Below are 16595 nucleotides of genomic sequence, written 5' to 3'. Positions count from 1 at the left end.
CTAAACAATACGTGGTGAAAAGGATCTCTATAACAATCGACGAAGATCTCTATAACCAGCTCAATAGAGCAATGGTGAAGTTAGGCGAGAGCAATAGGTCTAGGTTTTTGGCGAACTTGGTGAGAGAGGCCTTGAAAGAGTTGGGACAAGGCGTTAGTAACTTCGCCTTAGTGATAGTGGTATATGACCACAGAGTGGGAGAGGTGGATAAGACGCTTACGGAAATACAGCACGAGTATAGAGACATAATCAGGGTGACAACCCATATACACTTGGACGAGAGGCACTGCGCAGAGGTTCTACACGTGCTCGGCGACGCGAGTAGGGTGGAGGAGCTCGTCAGATCTATAAGTCTCTTAAGAAGGGGGCTGAAGTACGTAAGAGTAGTGCCAGTTGCCTATTGAACAACCTCGGGGTCTGCGATAGGGCCCACGTAGCTCCTCACGACTTTCTTCACTTCCTCAGGGGGGCTACCAGCCTTTACCACAGGCACTTGAAACTTCAGGGGGTCTGATCTCCCGTACACCTCTGCCTTTATGCCAACGGCCTCAAGTGCCTTCCTTATGTCGCCTGGCGAAATCCTGTACCCATTCACCTTCAAGACTTCGTCGTCTCTGCCCAAAACGCGTATGTACATGTCGTCGTCTATTATGCCGATGTCGCCCAAGTAGAAGACTCCGCCGACCCACCTATGTGACTCAAGCGGCATCCCTGGCCAAGGCATCTTGAGCACAAGGCGCCCCGGCTTATTTCTCACAGATGCGCCGTTGTCCAAGGAGTCTATCGCAAAGCCTGGGAAGGGGAGTCCGCTTGTGCCCGGCTTTATTGGAGCAAAGGCCAAGTTGGGCAAATTCCCTGCGAGGAAGGTCCCCACCTCTCTGGTGATGTAGAAGTGGATCACGGGCACTCTCCCGCCCCCGCTCTTGGGGTCATAGTCGTAGACAAAGGACTGGCCTGTGGCATTTTTATACGTCCACCACCAGAGCTCTTCCTCCATGGGCTCGGCAGTTGTCAAGACCAAGCGTAGCATGTCCAAGTTGTACTCCTCCACCTTACTCGACCTAGAGAGCAGACGCAACGCGCCAGGCGTAGTTAGAAACACCGTGACAGCGTAACGTTCAAGGATAGACCACCACCTATCCCAGTGCGGGTAGTCGGGGCCTCCCTCGTATACGACCACGGTGGATCCCACCATGAATGGGCCAAAGAGGACGTAGGTAATCCCCGTTATCCACCCCGGCAACACTGTGCAGAAGTACGTGTCCCGTGGCCTAAGGCCAATCCACAGAGTCGTGGCGTAGGTCTGCGTGAGATACCCCCCAGTCTCGTGCACCACGGTGCCCTCCGACCCCTCTGCCTCTGTGGCAGGCAACGCGAAAAGCGGATGGTCGGCCTCTACGAAAACAGGGCCGCCCTCCCCTGTGTCAGACACGTCGAAAAAGTGTACGTCCCACGGCTTCTTCTCCACGTCAATGCCCATCCTCGGTATCAGCGCCACTTTAGTCTCTATGCCCGAGGCCTCAACCGCCTTGTCCACATTCGCCTTGACGGCCACCGGCCTCCCCCTCCTGGGAAAGGCGTCCGTCGTAATAATCACCTTGGGCCTCACTGCTCTTATCCGAAGCGAGAGGAACCAGAAGCCCCACCCAGTGAACACCCACTCGAAGGGGGCGCCCACCCTGGCGGCGGCCCAGGCGACGGCCAAGGTCTCTGGAAGCGGCGGCGCGTAAATTAACACATAGTCCCCTGGCCCCACCCTCAGCGCCCTCAACTTCGCTGCGACTTTCTCAGTGAGCATGTGGAGCTGTGAGTAAGTGTAGACATGGACGTCCCCCTCCTCTGTCTCAAAAATTAGGCCGGCCTTCTCCCACACAAAGGTGCCCCTGTGCTTGTCCAAGACGTTTACAGAGGCATTGAGCTTCCCCCCGGCGAACCACCTCCGTCCGTCAAATGGGCTTCTCCACTTTTCGTGCCACTTAAGCTTCTCGGCCCAGCTTTCCCAGAAGCGGACTAGCGAGGACAAATCCCCAGTGGTAGTCTTCCAAAAGGCCAAGTACTCCGCCGTCGAGACGGCCTTATACTTCATTGAAGGTGGAACAATCATTGCAAATAGCCGTGTTCCACCGCCTTGGCCTTGGCCTCTTCGCCGACGTATAGTCGTCCATCTTCTACGAAGTAGAGCTTCCACCTGCCGACGACCATATGTGTTGCGATAATCACAGTTTTTGAGTGTTCGGCCGCTACGGTTAAAACACGTATGTGAAACCTCGGCGAGAGCCCCTCCAGAGGCTCATCAAGCAATAAGACGTCTGGCTTTTTTGCAAGGGCGCAGAGAAACGCCGCAAGCTTCCTATGCCCCCAGTTTAGCTCAAAGGGCGATCTGTGTAAGACGTCGCCAATTCCTATGTCGTTTGCCAACTTGGCCACCTCAGCCTCAGTGGACCTCCCCCCACTCCACACAAGCGCGTTTTCTAGCACAGTGCCTGCGAAAAAGTGGAGGTCTGGATCTTGAAACATTATAGACGCAGTGCCCGATACTTTAACCTCGCCCCTAAAAGGCTTTACTAAACCGGCGATTGTGTATAACAAAACAGTTTTGCCAGAGCCGTTTGGCCCCACGAGTTGGTTCTGTCCATTAAACTCGGCAGTTGCGCCTCTTATAACCTCTCTACCTCCAAGCTTAACCCATACATCTCTCAAAACAACAGCCATATCGCAATTAGCAGGGCAGGGTAAAGTATGTACATGTCCGGCTTCTTTCTACAGGGGTAATTAATGAGATGCGCAACCATGGAGATGTCTAAATATTTCCTCTCCAGCCTCTTTAGAAATAGGACGTATGCATAAGAGGCTATAGTTAAATCCTCCTTCCCCCTCAGTGCCTTAGCCGCTAGGAACCCCTCCCTAAGAGCCGTAGGGGACATTAACACAGTCTTGAGAATTGTAAATAGCGTGGGCCCAAGGCCAATGCAACTAAGGGAAAGGGCCACGGGAGTGAACCCCCTCGCCGCCATGTAGCCGCTTAACACTGCGGCAGAGGCCAGCGCTCTGTAAAAGGTCTCCCACGGCGCCGTGCGGCCAGATACCACGTAGCCAAAGGCGTAGACCCACGCCGTGAATATAAATACAAACGCCACAGTCGACGCTACGGAACTCCATCGCCTAAATCCAACGGCGAAAGCCACTAAAAGCGCCGTAGCCATAGAGAGGAAGTCGGCCTTAAACGCGTAGAGCGCTGTGGCTAAAAAGGTTAGAGCTGTGGACGAGAAAGAGGCGGGGCTCCAGCCTTCCCTAGAGATTAAAAAGACGAACTTTTGAATTCTCTCAAGAGCTCTTTCGACCGCCGACATGTGCAAATGTATATGTCAGGAGTAGGAAGATCGTAAACCCAATGACGCCTGCCACAATATAGCCAACCTCATCGGGTAGCCCAGGCACTGTGTAGTCTTTAAACGGCGTCCAGTTAAACTCGCTCTCGTTCAATTGCAACGTCTCTGCGACGTGGTCTAGAGGCTCTGCGTAGCCCACGAGGTCGGAAAGCCACACACCAAAAATCGGTGAGATTAACAAGAGGATTGTAATAATTATTAGATACCTCTTGCCTATCATAGCCTGGGAAATGCGTACACGTGTAATCTTTCCATGGTCGTCAAAACAGCTGACGTTAAAACGCCTTCGACAATGCCGAGGAGGAAGTGCGGCACGGCCATGGCCGGCAGAGTGACAGACAGCGGGTATCCCACTGTCGGCATTACGCCGATTTCAATGCCCGCGGCACACCCCGCCAAAAACAAGCTCATCCATCCCGCAAAAAAACTTGCTATGCGAGGCCTATTTTGCAACGCCCTGTATATAAGGAGGCCGACCCACGGCGCCACTATTCCCATGTTTATGAAATTGGCGCCGTAAGCGGTAATTCCGCCGTCGTGGAACAACAAAGTCTGCACAGCCAAGACGAGGGAAATGACGGCGGAGCCCTCCCACGCGTTCCCAAGATAAATAGCGGCGAATGCCCCGCCCACGAAGTGCAGAGAGGTGCCCCCTGGAATAGGCCAGTTCAACATCTGAGCCACAAATATGGCCCCAGCAACAGGCGCAATTACCTGCCACCTCTCCCTAGGAATCTTCCTAACCATAAAAACGAGATAGGCCGCCGCAATAAGCCACGTGGCACCAGCCAAATATGGGTCAAGCCACCCGTCGGGGATATGCACAAATAGTGATGAAGTATTACCTTATTAAGTCTTTATATGCCAGGATGCGCTTAAGACTCTTGTTTGTTCATGCCCGAAAATGCTTAAGAAAGTAATACTATCAGACGACTATGACTGAGTATACGAGTGGCTAGAGAGGACAAAGGAGTACCATAGACACATTGTCCATTTCTAAGGCTCTGGAATTTAGAGTCGGGTTATCGACCTTGGAAAGGCTTAGGATAAAGAGGGCTAGCTCCCATGACACTATCACGGAGAGTCTTGTGGCAAATGTGGAAATTTAAAAGCGACAGCAGATGGAGTAAAGTAGATCTGGCCAGAGGGAATCCTCATAGAGGGGAGAAAATATTTCATTTACGGAGTAAAGAGCGGTACACAGAGACATAGGGGTTGTAATACGCGTGAACTAACGCCGCATGTGGCCTCTTATAAGACTTTAATACTTGAGCCGCGTTGTCGTGTGTGAAGGCGTGCTTCAAGAGGGTTGGCTGTGTGTCGGCTATTGGGCTTGGGACTTGGGGCATGGGGGGCGGGTTCTGGACTGCGGACACCAGCCGCGACGGCGAGTGGGTTGAGGCCATTAGGTATGCGCTTGAGAAGGGGATTAGGCTTGTGGACACCGCGGAGATGTACGGCGGGGGCCACGCGGAGGAGCTTGTGGGTCTGGCGGTTAGGGGCTTTCCCCGGGACGAGGTTTTCATTGTGACTAAGGTGTGGCCTAACCACGCGAGATACGACGACGTTTTAAAGTCGGCTGAGGCAAGCGCGAGGAGGCTGGGCACATACATCGACCTCTACCTCCTCCACTGGCCCTCCGACTCTGTGCCAATATGCGAGACCGTCAGGGCGTTTGAGGCGCTGGTGGACAAGGGGGTCATTAGGCACTTCGGTGTGAGCAACTTCTCCCTCGACCAGCTGAGGGAGGCCGAGGCGTGTGCAAAGAAGTACGAGCTCGCCGCCGTGGAGAACCACTACTCCCTCCTCAACAGGCGAGACGAGGCAGACGTGTTGCCTTACGCCCTCTCCAACGGCATCCTCTACCTGGCCTACACCCCCCTCGAAAAGGGCGCCTTGGCGAAGAGCCCCCTCCTCGCCGAGGTGGGGAAGAGGTACGGGGCCACGGCTGTCCAAGTGGCGTTGGCCTGGTACATTAAGAGGGGCGTAGTGCCTATCCCGAAGGCAGAGAAGAAGAGCCACATAGATGAAATTGTAGGCGCCTTCCACGTGAAGCTGAGTGACGAGGACTTTCAGAGGATTGACAGTGCATATCGCTGAGGACTTGGAAAAGGCCTTGGAGCTGGTGGGCAGGCTGTACGAGGGGCCTACGAAGTACGCAAAGGCAGTGCTGAGGCGGTGGCCGAGGGCCTGGGCGGCCGTGGCGTACGTGGGGGGCGAGGCGGCGGGTGCAGAGGTATACTACGCCGTGACGCTGGCCCGGGACGCCTGCGTCCACTACTACGTGGTGGTGGAGCCTAAGTTTAGGCGGAGGGGCGTGGCCACGGCGCTGGTCCGCTACGTGGAGGAGAAGTGCCGCGGCGCCGTCTACATGGCCACAACTACGGAGGACAACGCGGCCGCTGTGGGGCTCTTTACGAGGCTAGGTTACTCCGTATACCGCTGGGGCGATCTGCCTCGGCGAATTCGCGAGAATTTGCTCAAGGCCACGTGTGGATACGACGACGACATCCTCTTAATAAAGGGGGCCAGCCCCGCCGACGTGGGGAAAGAGCTTGGGGAGGCGGGCGAGCTTTGGAAAGAGACGTGTCTAAAGCCGTATCTCGGTGTGTGGAGTCAGTGAAGGGCGTTTCGCACATCCATCGCCTACCGTGAGGCTCATCACACATATAACCCGGGGGGTGGGGTTTATTTGTGATGACGTCTTGGGGAGGGGGAGCGGTGACGAGGCGGTTATCACGCTGATAACCAACTTATTGGGACGCTAACACTTATAAATGGAAGTTGAGTGGGGACCATGGAGTTGAAGATCGGCAGGGCGATTATTAAGCACGGGCTTGAGGACCTCTACGAGTACAGCGACGTGGACGTGGCCATAGTCGGGGCTGGCCCGGCGGGGCTGACTGCGGCGAGGTACTTGGCAGAGCGGGGGTTCAAGGTGTTGGTCTTCGAGCGGCGCTTCTCCTTCGGCGGGGGAATTGGGCCTGGTGGTAACATGATTCCCAAGATAGTGGTGCAGGAGGAGGCCTTGCCCATCCTCAAGGACTTCAAGGTGAGGTTTAAGCCGGCCGGCGACGGCCTCTACACGGTGGACCCCGCGGAGCTCATCGCCAAGCTGGCGGCGGGGGCCATAGACGCGGGGGCGAAGATCCTCTTGGGGGTCCACGTAGACGACGTGATTTTCCGCGGCGACCCTCCCAGGGTGGCTGGGCTTCTGTGGATTTGGACGCCTATCCAGATGTCGGGCATGCACGTGGACCCGCTCTACACCCAGGCCAAGGCCGTCATCGACGCCACTGGCCACGACGCAGAGGTGGTCTCAGTGGCGGCTCGGAAGGTGCCCGAGCTCGGCCTGCAGCTTCAGGGGGAGAAGTCGGCGTGGTCGGAGGTGTCTGAGAAGCTCGTGGTAGAGCACACGGGGAGAGTGGCGCCGGGGCTCTACGTCGCCGGCATAGCGGTCTGCGCAGTGTACGGGCTTCCGCGCATGGGGCCCATATTCGGCGGAATGCTCATGTCGGGGAGAAAGGTGGCCGAGGTGGTGGCCAAGGACTTGGCAGAGGTGGCCTATGCCGTTCGAGCTTAAGGTCGTAAAAACCACGGAGCTTCGTTGCACCAACTGCGGCAAGATAATAACGGGGAGCCCCATAGTGGTGAAGACCTGTTGCGTGAACAAGCCCTGGGTCTTCTGTAGCCGAGAGTGCTACAAGGCCTTTTTAACCAAGTGGACGCGCAACCAAGACGCAGCCCGAAGCGGCGGCACACTCCGCAGAGGCGTAGTATAAACCATAAGGTAAAAATGGATCACGTATCGTTTTTCGCTGGCGTAGTTAGGCCTGCCAAGACCGACCACTTAAAACGCCCAAACTTGGGCTCTGCCTCAAGGCCGGCCTCGGCGGCTTAGTTCCACCTACCGCTTGACGGTCGGAGCGGCTGACTGGGAACATGTGGGTTTTGGCGCATGACGCCCCTCTTCTGGGCCCTTGCCCTAAGGGGCTGGTTGTTGTAAAGCGGGTTCCGATTTTGCGCCGAAAAAGGGAGGATAGGTTTAGAAGACCATTACCGTACCTCCGTAAACCTCTTCTAGAAATGTTTCAGCTCCCGCTATTTCGTCGACTATATCGAGGAGGTCCTCCTTCCTTATTCCATACGCAGCAGCCGCTATGGGGCATGCGTATATCTTGAACTTGTCCTTGTACTGCTCCTTAAGTTCGCTAAGAAATGTGGGCCAGTCTTTAAACTGACCGCTCTTTATCATGTTTTGTAGATTTTTGAGAAAGGTTTCTACATGGGGTAAGTATCCTTGCGGATATATTGACCAAACGTCCGGCTTAGTTTCTGCCCATATTTTGTATGCCGTGTCTTTTCTAAACGCTACTAACCCCTCGTTCACCAAGTGGAGTACCACCTTATACCCGGAGGCCAACGCCGCGGCACTATATACAACAACACAGCAGATCCTATTAGCCGCGCCGCTTTGGACAACAATCCCAAGTTTTCTCTCCTGCATGATACACAGAGATTCTCATAAGTTAAAAATACACATTTACATGCATTTTTTACACTTTATACAGAGAATTTACACCGGACGCCCCCCATCTGCGTCGGCGGATGATTAAAGCAGCCTCGGAGGACGTGTGATGGGGCTAGTTGCACCTGTGGCTTCTTGCCGTTTCTGCCGTGTACCGTTGTTAGTGTTTGACAAGAGCTAGCCTCCGCAGAGCGGCTTGGCCTCTGGTGCTGGGCCGCGTTTCACTGATGCGGCAAACGGGTAGGAGATGTTGCCTCGCAGTATTAATCTGCCCGCGAGGACTCTGCCCGGCTCCACGCTGGCGTTGGGCAGTTTAACCGCATAAACCCCACCCTGGCTTATTACGTTGTTGAAGAGACACTCTACGTAGAAGTCGCCTATCTCAATTGCGCTGACTTGTATAGTGCCATTTAGCGGCTCGATTTCTAGAACAGCCTCAGAGTAGTTTCCTACGTAGACCGCGGCGGACTTTATAGTCAGCCGAGGCGGCGTTTCGTCGCCGCCTGGCCCTCCCACTGTTGCAAGTAGTGCAAACGCCACTATAATTACTACGGCGGCTACTGTAGCCAAGGTCGACATGCGCATAGCCTCTATGCGTCCCCATTTTAAGAAGTTTAATACCCAGCTTCTTCCACCTCGTGGACAGTCTCTACTTGGCGATTGGGGGCGGCGGCGACGTAATCATGGCGGCCGTCCTCGCGGGAGACGCTGCAGTGGGGCACATACCCTGGGAGCGGTTTGTGGTAGACCCAGAGCCGGGCCCCATACCCCTCTCCGCCTTTAGAGAGGCGGTGCAACTGGGCGACGGGCTCATCTTAGCCACACCAAGGACCTACGTGGAGAGGGGCGGGCGGCGGTTTAAGACGCAGGGGGTCTGCGTGGCGGAGGCCTTGGGCAAGTCGGTATACGTGGTTGACCCCTATAGGAGGCCGTCTGAGGTGGCAAAGACGCTTTCAAGCTTCGGCCGCGTGGTGGGGGTCGACGTAGGCGGCGACGTCTTGGGGATCGGCTGCGAGGAGTCTCTGGGCAGCCCGCTGTCGGACGCCTACGGCCTCACCGTGTTGGCCCGGCTCAGGGAGCTGGGGGTCGAGGCGGAGCTACAGGTCATTGCGCCAGGCGCCGACGGGGAGCTGAGTAGAGAGTACCTCATGGCCCGCGCCGCGGAGGTCGCCAGGAAGGGCGGCTTCTTGGGGACGGTGGGCCTCTCCAAGCCGCAGATCGACGCGCTCGCCGCCTTGGTAGAGCGCTGTGTAACAGAGGCATCCGCCATAGTGGTGAAGGCCGCCAGGGGGGAGTACGGCGTAGTAGAGCTGAGGGGCGGGCTTAGGCGGGTTAAAGTAGACTTGTTCGCCGCCGTGGGACTTAGGCTGGACCCCGCGGCCGTCCTCGAGGTCAACAAGGCGGCGCGCATAATCTACGAGCGAGATGTGCCTATAGACAAGGCGGCGGAGGTCCTCTTGGCAGAGGGTATTCCAACGGAGTACCACCTGGAGGAGCTTTTAGCCAGGGGTCTGACGCCGAGGGAGGCCGCGGAGGCGCTTAAGAAGCTGAAGAGGTGCGGCGGGGCGCCTTGACCTCGCCCAGCACCTCTCCGTAGCGCGTCGCGTTGAAGGGGCCCGCCTTCACCGCAGTGGCCTCCACCGTGAGCTTAACAGTCAGGGCTTGGCCGTAGAGCGTGACGTTTAGATACGCGGAGCTTTTAACTGTGAGAGGCACCCCGTTTACGCGACACGTGGTAGAGACGTACTCGCCTCTCCCCTGCGCGCCGGGGAGCAACGTCTGCAGTGCGGCGGGAGTAATGACGCCCCTCTCCTCCACCAGCACACCCGCGTAGCCGAGCGCCTCGCAGCGGCCGACCTCTCTCGCAGTGGCGTTGACGCCCCTCAGCAGTACGCCGACGGTGTAGTTGGCCGGACGCCCCTCCGCGTAGCACTGCCCCTGAAGGCAGTTCACCACGTAGAGGACGCCGCCCTCCGTCGCGGCCTTGTAGGACACCTCCACGGGGCCCCGCGGCGGGAGGTTTGCCGTGAGGACGCCCACGGAGTAGTTGCCCAAGAGGCCCACCCCCTCCAGCCCCCAGCCCCACAGGGAGATAGACACCTCGCCCACGGCCACAGACATCACATAGGTGTAATTAACTTCGTAGTTCCTCTCGCTGAAGGGCACGGCCGGGGGAGGAGGGGCGGAGGTGACCACCGCCGCCGTCGTCGCTGGCGTGGGAGTTGTCGTCTGCACGGCTTGTTGCTGGGCGGTGGAGATGAAGTACACGGTAGCGGCCGCGGCCAAGACGGCGACTATTATCAGCCCCCACTTCATGACCCACTAACTCAACTAAAATATAAGACTTATCCGACCCGTGGACGTATACCGTTGTAGAGTGTGCGGAGAATACGTCGAGGAGCCTCGCCACTGCGGCGTAGACGCCGAGCTGGTCTTAGATGGGAAGACCAGGGTGAAGATCTCCAAGTTGCTCTCCCTGGCGTTGCGCCACAGCCCCTCCGCCCTGGGGATGTCGCTAGACGAGGGAGGCTGGGCGCCCCTAGACGCCGTTGTGGCCGGGCTCAAGAAGCTCGGCCTCCCGGCATCGGCGGAGGCGGTGGAGGCTGTGGCGCAGTTGGACAAGAAGGGACGTTTTGAGCTCTCAAACGGCCGCATTAGGGCGCGGTACGGCCACAGCGTCTCGGTCAAGGTGGACTACGAGGTGGATACAGAGACGCGCCGACTATACCACGGCACCACGCGCAGAAGCCTAGAGGGAATAATGAAGATGGGCATTTTGCCCATGAACAGGCTGTACGTCCACTTAGCCGTGGACTTCTACACGGCGTGTGAAACGGCGGCTAGGCGGCAAGACCCAGTGGTGCTGGAAGTAGACGCAGACTGCGCCAGAGCCGCTGGCCCAATATACAAGGCGTCTCCCGCAATCCGGCTCTCAAAGTATATACCGCCCACCTGCATTACCGGCGTCTACCCATGCGAAAAATTTTATACAGCCACCCAGGCATAGCCATGGACGCGTCCCAGCTCAAGGCCGCCTTTCTTAAGCTGTTGAAAGAGGACGAGGAGTTTAGATACACGGTGGCAGGCTACTTAGGCGTCGCAGAAGTGCTCAAAAGACTGGACAAGCTGGCAGAGGAGCAAACTAAGATTTGGAAAGAAATTCGGCGCACTTGGAGGGAGATCCGCCGCATTTGGAGAGAGATACGTGAAATAAAGAAGGAACAGGCTAAGATGTGGGAAACAATCAACAGCGTAAAGAGCGAAGTGGCTACAGGCTTTGACCGTCTACAGCGCCACTTGGACGCCTTGGGCGCTAGGTGGGGTGTGATGAGCGAGAAAGCGTTTCGGGAGGGTCTCCGTGGCGTTGTCGAGAGGGAGCTTGGCCTTAGAGTGGAGAGGTGGACGGCGTACGACGAAGAGGGCAAGGTGTTCGGCTTCCCAAGCGAGGTAGAGGTAGACGTCGCCGTTAAAGACGGCAGGGTTATACTCATCGAAATTACATCGCACGCCAGAGCGCCCGACGTGGCCATCTTCAAGAAGAAGGCAGAGCTCTACGCCGAGAAAGAGGGCAAGAGACCAGACAGACTGGTCATCATTACCCCCTACGCCGAAGAAGACGCGAAGAAGGTCGCAGAGAGGTTGGGAGTCGAGATTTACACGGGGGTATAGCCGCGCCCCCGCTGGCAACACTTATATAGGCGGGTATTGACGTAGCTGTGCTGGCGTTGCTCAATCTCACTGCTCCGCCGGTTTTGCTCTTGTTTTTGCCGGCGGCTTTGGTTGGCAATTACACGCTTCCCGTCCCTCCGGCGTCTGAGGTGGCGGCTTTTTCGCCCGGCGGGGCTCCTCTGCCCACTTGGGTCTTGAACGGGACGCTCTACGTGTTGCAAGGCGGCGAGCCGGCGGTGGCTGTGTATGTGCCGAGGTTTTTCAACTCCAGCGGCGTCTACAGCGTGGCGGTGGAAGGCCCCTTTGTGGCACAGGCGCCGCCCGGGGTAATGGTGGTAGAGGCTAAGCCACAGCCGGCGAGGGTGGCAGTGAACAAGACGGGGCTATACCTATACTTCGACACAGGAGCCACAATCGCCTACCAAGCCTTCACCATACAGCCGACTCCCACAACAAGCCCACCTCCAGCGACGACCAGCCCAACTACGCCTACCCCGCCGATTGAGTGGTTGCTTGTGGCCGTGGCGGTGGCTGTTGTCGCAGTGTTGGCAGTGGTGTTTGCCAGGAGGAGGCGCGGCGGCTGTGGGGATCTGGGCGACGTGGACTTGGCGTTGCTTAAGTTCTTGGAGTCTAGGGGCGGCTCGGCGGAGAGGGCGGAGCTACAGGCGGCGCTAAATCTGCCAAAGACCACGCTCCACAGACACCTCCACAAGTTGGCTAGGTATGGCTATGTGAGACTTGTGCAAGAGGGGCCGCGGCAGAGGGTAGAGCTCTTGCGCAAGTGCTGAACGCTCCATCCGCCTTGGTTGATTTTTAAAATCAGCGTTGTTTACCGCCGTGGAGATTGTGCCCGTCGGGGAAGAGTCGCTGGGGGTGCGGTCTATGTGTCTCTACGTGGAGACGCGGGACCTCCGGATTCTCCTAGACGCAGGGGTCTCCCTTGCTCCAAGGCGCTTCGGCCTGCCGCCCCACCCCCTCGAGCTTCAGCGGGCTAGAGAGGTGAGGGAGCAAATACTCCGCCTAGCCGCCTACGCGGACGTGGTGACCATAAGCCACTACCACCGCGACCACTTCACAGTCCCCTACCCAAGCCAGTACATGGCCACAGACTCCGAAACCTACAAGGCCGTCTACGGGGAGAAGACCGTCCTTGCCAAGAGCCCCCACGACCTCAACTGGTCGCAACGCAGGCGGCACTACGGCTTAGCCAAGGCGCTGGACGGCGTAGCGACCGTGGTCTACGCCGACGGAGGGGAGTGGAGATTCGGCACAACCGTGGTAAGGGCCTCTGGCCCCCTCTGGCACGGGCCCGCCGGCTCTAAGACGGGCAGAGTAATCGCCTTCGCCGTGTCAGACGGCGAGGAGACACTGGCCTTTATCCCAGACGTGGAGGGGCCAGTGGAGGAGGAGGCGGTGCACTTCGCCGAGGAGGTAAAGCCCACAGTCGTAGTAGTGGGGGGCCCGCCCACGTACCTCGGCTGGGACCTCGCCTCTGCTGTGTCCAACCTCAAGAGGATAGTGGACCTGCGGCCCCGTCTGCTAGTCCTCGCCCACCACCTCCTCAGAGACGTCCAGTGGCGGGAGAAAGTCGGCGAAGTCCTCCAGTATGCAGAGCGGCGCGGCGTAGAGGTGGCCACATACGCCAAGTTGGCCGGCCGCGAGGAGCAACTGCTCGAGGCCAGGCGGCGGGAGCTATACGGCGAGACGGGACGCGGCGAGGAGGCCGGCGAAGAGGAGGAATGAGGGCGGTGGTGCTAGCCGGGGGGAGGGGGTCGAGGATGGGAAGGCCTGAGAAGTGCTTACTTCCCGTGGGCGCAGTGCCTCTGTTGCTCAGAGTGGCCGCCGCGCTGATCTGGGCTGGCTTCGACGAAGTGGTGGTGGCCACCACCAGGGGGCACCCCGGAATTGTCTGGCTGGCAAAGACGTGGGGGCTTGCAGTGGATTACACAGAGGGCTTGGGCTACGGCCCCGACTTAGTCCGCCTGGCGGAGAGACACGCCCCTGCCCTGTTTGCCTCATGCGACTTGGCCAACTTGACGCCCAGCCACGTGAAGCCCCTCCTGAGCCGCCCCCGTATGGCCACGGCAGTCGCCAGCGGGCAATACGTGGGACTGACGTGGATGCCCAGCCCAAACATGTCCAAGTGGGAGGAGGTGGAGGTGCCGCCGTTGATGAACATAAACACGTGGCGCGACTACGAGGAGGCCGAGGCGGACCCCCCACCTGCGTACCCCCTGCCCATGGACCCCCACACGCTTAGGCCGCACGAGGATGTCTTCCCAGATGTCGTCGCAGGAGAGGCGCCCATAGCCGTAGAGGCGTGGACGTGCACTGTACTGGATGGACACCACAGGTTAAACAAGGCGAAGAGGGAGGGGCGTCCCATATTTGCCCTCCCGGTGGACTACCGGGCAGTAGAGGTAAACATGACGAAGATGGAGGTGTTGGCGAGGGCCGCCGCCGGCCTTCTCTACCCCCCGAAAACCACTTGGCACACCTACAGGGGCATACACATCAGCCAGATACCCACCGCCCAGTTGCCTCACATGCCGACAAGGCTCCTCAAGTGCGATGCAATATAGCCCAACGCGAGCCCGCCAGCGGCTCTGAGCGTGCAGTTGCGCGGGCTATTTAGACTGGGCGTCTAGACGCGCCTTTATAGACGCGGCGTACTTTTCCACAATTGCCACGACGTGTTCTACGTCTTTTGCGGCGTGCTTGTCTGTCCTATACCGGCTGAATACGCCCTCTCGGTCTGGCCCATTGTACTGATACTCATGTAGCGAGAGGGCCACCTCTGTGACGTAGTACACCTCGTCTCCGTAGACCTCCGAGAGGGCCTTAGCCACCTCCCTCAACCTCGTCGAAGGCATAAAGGCTATCACCCAGTCAGCCTCGCTCACCCTCTTGCCCTCCCTCAGCCGCTTCACCCCAGTGTACAAACGTGCGAGCGTCTCCCTCCTCTCGGCGGCTAGGGCCGCTACGACGGCCTTCCACGCCTGATAGGCCTTTCCAGCGGCGTTGCGGACAAGCCCATTCCGGAGGAACTCCTTGGCCAACTCTGCCTCGTATAAAGCCTCCCTAAGCCTAGCCGCGATGTAGCCCTTCTCGTCTACCCAAGGCTTAGCCAACTCAACGTCGTTTATGTACTGCTGAGTTTAAAATTTTCGGAACTAAGTCTTCTACGGAGATAGGAATGAGCGGCGGACGGCGGTCAACATTAAAATGGACCTTAATTTTAGCGCGTGTCCATTAGCACACTACCGTACTTTGTCAAGTGGATAATCGTAGGCACGTTGATAGGCGTCGTTGCGGCGGTAGCGGCACTGACATTTATCTACGCTCTTGAGTTGTGCCAAAAATTTTTCTTAGAGCAGATCGTAGGTGTTGAGCTCCCGAGGCCTGTGGGCGAGGGCGGCTTGGGCAACTACACATTAACTTCCGAGAGACTATGGCTCTTGCCAGTGGCCACAGGCCTAGGAGGCCTCTTGTCTGGGCTATTGGTCTACGGCCTGGCCCCAGAGGCCGAGGGCCATGGCACAGACGCGGCCATAAACGCCTACCACAGACTGAGGGGCCGCATTAGGAGGCGGGTCCCGTTTGTAAAACTAGTGGCCTCAGCCGTAACCATAGGCTCGGGGGGAAGCGCCGGCAGAGAGGGCCCCACGGCGCAACTAAGCGCAGGTCTTGGCTCAATAATTGCCGACATTTTGCGCTTAAACGACGACGACAGGAGAATTGTCACCATGGTTGCCGCCGGCGCTGGCATAGGCACAATATTCAAGGCCCCCATAGGAGGCGCACTATTTGCGGCAGAGGTCTTGTACAAACGAGACGTAGAGTCTGAGGTACTCTTCCCCGCGCTAGTGGCCGCAATTGTGGGATACGCCATCTACGGCGCTATTACGGGCTTCACCCCAGTGTTCGGAGAAGTCCCAGCGCACTTTGACGTAAGACAACTGCCGCTGTTTGCCCTATTGGGCCTCGTCAGCGGAGCTGTCGCATATGTGTATGTAAAAGTTTTCTATTACTTTCACGATAGGTTTAAGAGCTGGCACACCTCTCCCTATGTAAAACCTCTTGTGGGAGGCTTAGCCGTAGGTGCCTTAGGCATCGTCGCGCCGCAGATACTAGGCGTTGGATATGGATGGGTCAGCTTACTAATACAGGAGTCGCCGTCCGCGTTTTACTCGCCCATTCTCCCCGCCGTGTTGTTGATTGCCTTGTTGCCACTCTTGAAAATCTTAGCGACTTCTCTCACCGTGGGCTCTGGGGGTAGCGGCGGAGTATTTGCGCCAGGCTTAGTCATAGGCGCATTTGTGGGATACGACATGTACCTAGTATTCAAAACGCTCTTCCCCTCGCTGGCCCCCAACGCCGCTCCATTCATTGTAGTGGGCATGCTGTCGCTGTTTGGCGCCGCGTCAAAAGCGCCTTTGGCCACGGCAATTATGGTAGTCGAAATGACTGGTAGCTACGATTTACTGCCAGCCGCCATAATCGCCGTCGCAGTAGCCCGGCTAGTCTCAGGGGAGGACTCTCTCTATAGATCCCAAGTGCCAACTCGGAGAGATTCGCCAGCCCACTTAGAGGAGTACCACGTGCCATTACTCATGGAGATGAAAGTGGCAGACTGCGCCCTCGACAAAGAGCCAGTGGTAAAACACGACGACGATGTGAAAAAGGCTGTCACAATTATGACCACTAGGAGTATGTCAGCGCTACCAGTGGTTGACGACTACGGCAACTTCCTCGGCGCAGTCTACCTATTTGAGTTGCTGGGCAAGAGCGGGAGAGTTGGAAAGTACGCCAGGAAAATCCCACACGTATCGCCCGAGTCTTCCCTACTAGAGGCTTTACAAGTAATAGGCCAGACGGGTCTTACATGGGCGCCTGTGGTAGACGACGGCAAGCTAATAGGCGTGCTAACGCTTCAGTCAATAAACCGCGCATACACCCAAAGACTGGGAAAAGGCAAGAGCGGCGTACAATAGCCCCGAGACGCCAAC

General features: G+C 57.6%; 21 protein-coding genes. 12 read left to right on the top strand and 9 right to left on the bottom strand.

Annotated features, from left to right (window positions below; translation table 11 throughout):
- The first annotated feature begins 14 nt into the window (after positions 1-14).
- The gene (locus PCAL_RS08280) at positions 15-404 is read left to right on the top strand and encodes a CopG family ribbon-helix-helix protein (protein WP_193322638.1); all 390 of its coding nucleotides are present in this window, start codon (positions 15-17) and stop codon (positions 402-404) included.
- Here the strand turns inward: PCAL_RS08280 and PCAL_RS08275 are convergent.
- Genes PCAL_RS08275 through PCAL_RS08255 form a run of 5 tightly spaced genes read right to left on the bottom strand, consistent with a single transcriptional unit; the run spans position 398 to position 4214 of the window.
- On the bottom strand, positions 398-2086 hold the full coding sequence (locus PCAL_RS08275) for an AMP-binding protein (protein WP_226951940.1): 1689 nt from the start codon (positions 2084-2086) through the stop codon (positions 398-400). The genes PCAL_RS08280 and PCAL_RS08275 overlap by 7 nt on opposite strands.
- A 14-nt stretch (positions 2087-2100) precedes the next feature.
- On the bottom strand, positions 2101-2712 hold the full coding sequence (locus PCAL_RS08270; RefSeq protein WP_011850237.1) for an ATP-binding cassette domain-containing protein: 612 nt from the start codon (positions 2710-2712) through the stop codon (positions 2101-2103).
- Positions 2697-3350, bottom strand: coding sequence for a hypothetical protein (locus tag PCAL_RS08265; protein WP_193322637.1), 654 nt, complete (start codon positions 3348-3350; stop codon positions 2697-2699). Before PCAL_RS08265 ends, PCAL_RS08270 begins: the two co-directional genes overlap by 16 nt.
- Positions 3325-3609 carry a PDGLE domain-containing protein gene (locus tag PCAL_RS08260; protein ID WP_011850235.1) on the bottom strand — a complete coding sequence of 95 codons (285 nt, stop codon included), beginning with the start codon at positions 3607-3609 and terminating at the stop codon, positions 3325-3327. The genes PCAL_RS08265 and PCAL_RS08260 overlap by 26 nt, the downstream gene beginning before the upstream one ends.
- A complete protein-coding gene (locus PCAL_RS08255) occupies positions 3606-4214 on the bottom strand; it encodes an energy-coupling factor ABC transporter permease (RefSeq protein WP_011850234.1) in 609 nt (202 codons plus the stop codon). Before PCAL_RS08255 ends, PCAL_RS08260 begins: the two co-directional genes overlap by 4 nt.
- Positions 4215-4736: 522 nt before the next feature.
- On the opposite strand from PCAL_RS08255, the gene PCAL_RS08250 reads away from it, so the two are divergent.
- The 4 genes from PCAL_RS08250 (at position 4737) to PCAL_RS08235 (ending at position 7171) form a co-directional block, all read left to right on the top strand.
- The gene (locus PCAL_RS08250) at positions 4737-5489 is read left to right on the top strand and encodes an aldo/keto reductase (protein WP_264317720.1); all 753 of its coding nucleotides are present in this window, start codon (positions 4737-4739) and stop codon (positions 5487-5489) included.
- Positions 5476-6012, top strand: a complete 537-nt coding sequence (locus tag PCAL_RS08245; protein ID WP_011850232.1) for a GNAT family N-acetyltransferase — start codon at positions 5476-5478, stop codon at positions 6010-6012. Before PCAL_RS08250 ends, PCAL_RS08245 begins: the two co-directional genes overlap by 14 nt.
- Positions 6013-6186: 174 nt before the next feature.
- Positions 6187-6972: a sulfide-dependent adenosine diphosphate thiazole synthase gene (locus PCAL_RS08240; protein WP_011850231.1), complete on the top strand. Its 786-nt coding sequence runs from the start codon at positions 6187-6189 to the stop codon at positions 6970-6972.
- Complete coding sequence (locus tag PCAL_RS08235) at positions 6956-7171, top strand: TRASH domain-containing protein (protein WP_011850230.1); 216 nt, start codon at positions 6956-6958, stop codon at positions 7169-7171. Before PCAL_RS08240 ends, PCAL_RS08235 begins: the two co-directional genes overlap by 17 nt.
- A 263-nt stretch (positions 7172-7434) precedes the next feature.
- On the opposite strand, the gene PCAL_RS08230 is transcribed toward PCAL_RS08235, so the two are convergent.
- Complete coding sequence (locus PCAL_RS08230; RefSeq protein WP_011850229.1) at positions 7435-7896, bottom strand: DsrE/DsrF/DrsH-like family protein; 462 nt, start codon at positions 7894-7896, stop codon at positions 7435-7437.
- A gap of 198 nt (positions 7897-8094) precedes the next feature.
- Positions 8095-8502: a hypothetical protein gene (locus PCAL_RS08225; protein ID WP_011850228.1), complete on the bottom strand. Its 408-nt coding sequence runs from the start codon at positions 8500-8502 to the stop codon at positions 8095-8097.
- 53 nt (positions 8503-8555) lie between these two features.
- Between PCAL_RS08225 and PCAL_RS08220 the strand changes: the two genes are divergently transcribed.
- On the top strand, positions 8556-9491 hold the full coding sequence (locus PCAL_RS08220) for a DUF1152 domain-containing protein (RefSeq protein WP_011850227.1): 936 nt from the start codon (positions 8556-8558) through the stop codon (positions 9489-9491).
- Here PCAL_RS08220 and PCAL_RS08215 read toward each other — a convergent pair.
- Entirely contained in the window at positions 9457-10233 is a 777-nt protein-coding gene (locus tag PCAL_RS08215; protein WP_011850226.1) for a hypothetical protein, read from the bottom strand. The genes PCAL_RS08220 and PCAL_RS08215 overlap by 35 nt on opposite strands.
- 40 nt (positions 10234-10273) lie before the next feature.
- Between PCAL_RS08215 and PCAL_RS08210 the strand changes: the two genes are divergently transcribed.
- From PCAL_RS08210 to PCAL_RS08190, 5 genes are read left to right on the top strand one after another with little or no spacing between them, the layout of a single operon-like run.
- A complete protein-coding gene (locus tag PCAL_RS08210) occupies positions 10274-10924 on the top strand; it encodes an RNA 2'-phosphotransferase (RefSeq protein WP_011850225.1) in 651 nt (216 codons plus the stop codon).
- 2 nt (positions 10925-10926) lie between these two features.
- Positions 10927-11586 carry a PD-(D/E)XK nuclease family protein gene (locus tag PCAL_RS08205; protein ID WP_011850224.1) on the top strand — a complete coding sequence of 220 codons (660 nt, stop codon included), beginning with the start codon at positions 10927-10929 and terminating at the stop codon, positions 11584-11586.
- Positions 11587-11633: 47 nt separating this feature from the next.
- Positions 11634-12374, top strand: coding sequence for a helix-turn-helix transcriptional regulator (locus PCAL_RS08200; protein WP_011850223.1), 741 nt, complete (start codon positions 11634-11636; stop codon positions 12372-12374).
- A gap of 49 nt (positions 12375-12423) precedes the next feature.
- Entirely contained in the window at positions 12424-13329 is a 906-nt protein-coding gene (locus tag PCAL_RS08195) for an MBL fold metallo-hydrolase (RefSeq protein WP_011850222.1), read from the top strand.
- The gene (locus PCAL_RS08190) at positions 13326-14168 is read left to right on the top strand and encodes an NTP transferase domain-containing protein (RefSeq protein ID WP_011850221.1); all 843 of its coding nucleotides are present in this window, start codon (positions 13326-13328) and stop codon (positions 14166-14168) included. Before PCAL_RS08195 ends, PCAL_RS08190 begins: the two co-directional genes overlap by 4 nt.
- A gap of 45 nt (positions 14169-14213) precedes the next feature.
- On the opposite strand, the gene PCAL_RS08185 is transcribed toward PCAL_RS08190, so the two are convergent.
- Positions 14214-14717: a PaREP1 family protein gene (locus PCAL_RS08185; RefSeq protein ID WP_011850220.1), complete on the bottom strand. Its 504-nt coding sequence runs from the start codon at positions 14715-14717 to the stop codon at positions 14214-14216.
- A gap of 114 nt (positions 14718-14831) precedes the next feature.
- Between PCAL_RS08185 and PCAL_RS08180 the strand changes: the two genes are divergently transcribed.
- Complete coding sequence (locus tag PCAL_RS08180) at positions 14832-16580, top strand: chloride channel protein (protein WP_011850219.1); 1749 nt, start codon at positions 14832-14834, stop codon at positions 16578-16580.
- The last annotated feature ends 15 nt before the right edge of the window (positions 16581-16595 follow it).

The organism is Pyrobaculum calidifontis JCM 11548 (assembly GCF_000015805.1).
Classification (GTDB): Archaea; Thermoproteota; Thermoprotei; order Thermoproteales; family Thermoproteaceae; genus Pyrobaculum; species Pyrobaculum calidifontis.
The sequence above is the reverse complement of the archived record's forward strand: the minus strand, read 5'-3'. Positions and strand labels throughout refer to the sequence as shown.

What these genes read in the sequence shown, in the direction of transcription:
- PCAL_RS08275 (WP_226951940.1), bottom strand. Translation starts at nt 2,086, where the DNA reads ATGAAGTATAAGGCCGTCTCGACGGCGGAGTACTTGGCCTTTTGGAAG.
- PCAL_RS08270 (WP_011850237.1), bottom strand. Translation starts at nt 2,712, where the DNA reads ATGGCTGTTGTTTTGAGAGATGTATGGGTTAAGCTTGGAGGTAGAGAG.
- PCAL_RS08265 (WP_193322637.1), bottom strand. Translation starts at nt 3,350, where the DNA reads ATGTCGGCGGTCGAAAGAGCTCTTGAGAGAATTCAAAAGTTCGTCTTT.
- PCAL_RS08260 (WP_011850235.1), bottom strand. Translation starts at nt 3,609, where the DNA reads ATGATAGGCAAGAGGTATCTAATAATTATTACAATCCTCTTGTTAATC.
- PCAL_RS08250 (WP_264317720.1), top strand. Translation starts at nt 4,737, where the DNA reads ATGGGGGGCGGGTTCTGGACTGCGGACACCAGCCGCGACGGCGAGTGG.
- PCAL_RS08240 (WP_011850231.1), top strand. Translation starts at nt 6,187, where the DNA reads ATGGAGTTGAAGATCGGCAGGGCGATTATTAAGCACGGGCTTGAGGAC.
- PCAL_RS08235 (WP_011850230.1), top strand. Translation starts at nt 6,956, where the DNA reads ATGCCGTTCGAGCTTAAGGTCGTAAAAACCACGGAGCTTCGTTGCACC.
- PCAL_RS08230 (WP_011850229.1), bottom strand. Translation starts at nt 7,896, where the DNA reads ATGCAGGAGAGAAAACTTGGGATTGTTGTCCAAAGCGGCGCGGCTAAT.
- PCAL_RS08225 (WP_011850228.1), bottom strand. Translation starts at nt 8,502, where the DNA reads ATGCGCATGTCGACCTTGGCTACAGTAGCCGCCGTAGTAATTATAGTG.
- PCAL_RS08215 (WP_011850226.1), bottom strand. Translation starts at nt 10,233, where the DNA reads ATGAAGTGGGGGCTGATAATAGTCGCCGTCTTGGCCGCGGCCGCTACC.
- PCAL_RS08205 (WP_011850224.1), top strand. Translation starts at nt 10,927, where the DNA reads ATGGACGCGTCCCAGCTCAAGGCCGCCTTTCTTAAGCTGTTGAAAGAG.
- PCAL_RS08190 (WP_011850221.1), top strand. Translation starts at nt 13,326, where the DNA reads ATGAGGGCGGTGGTGCTAGCCGGGGGGAGGGGGTCGAGGATGGGAAGG.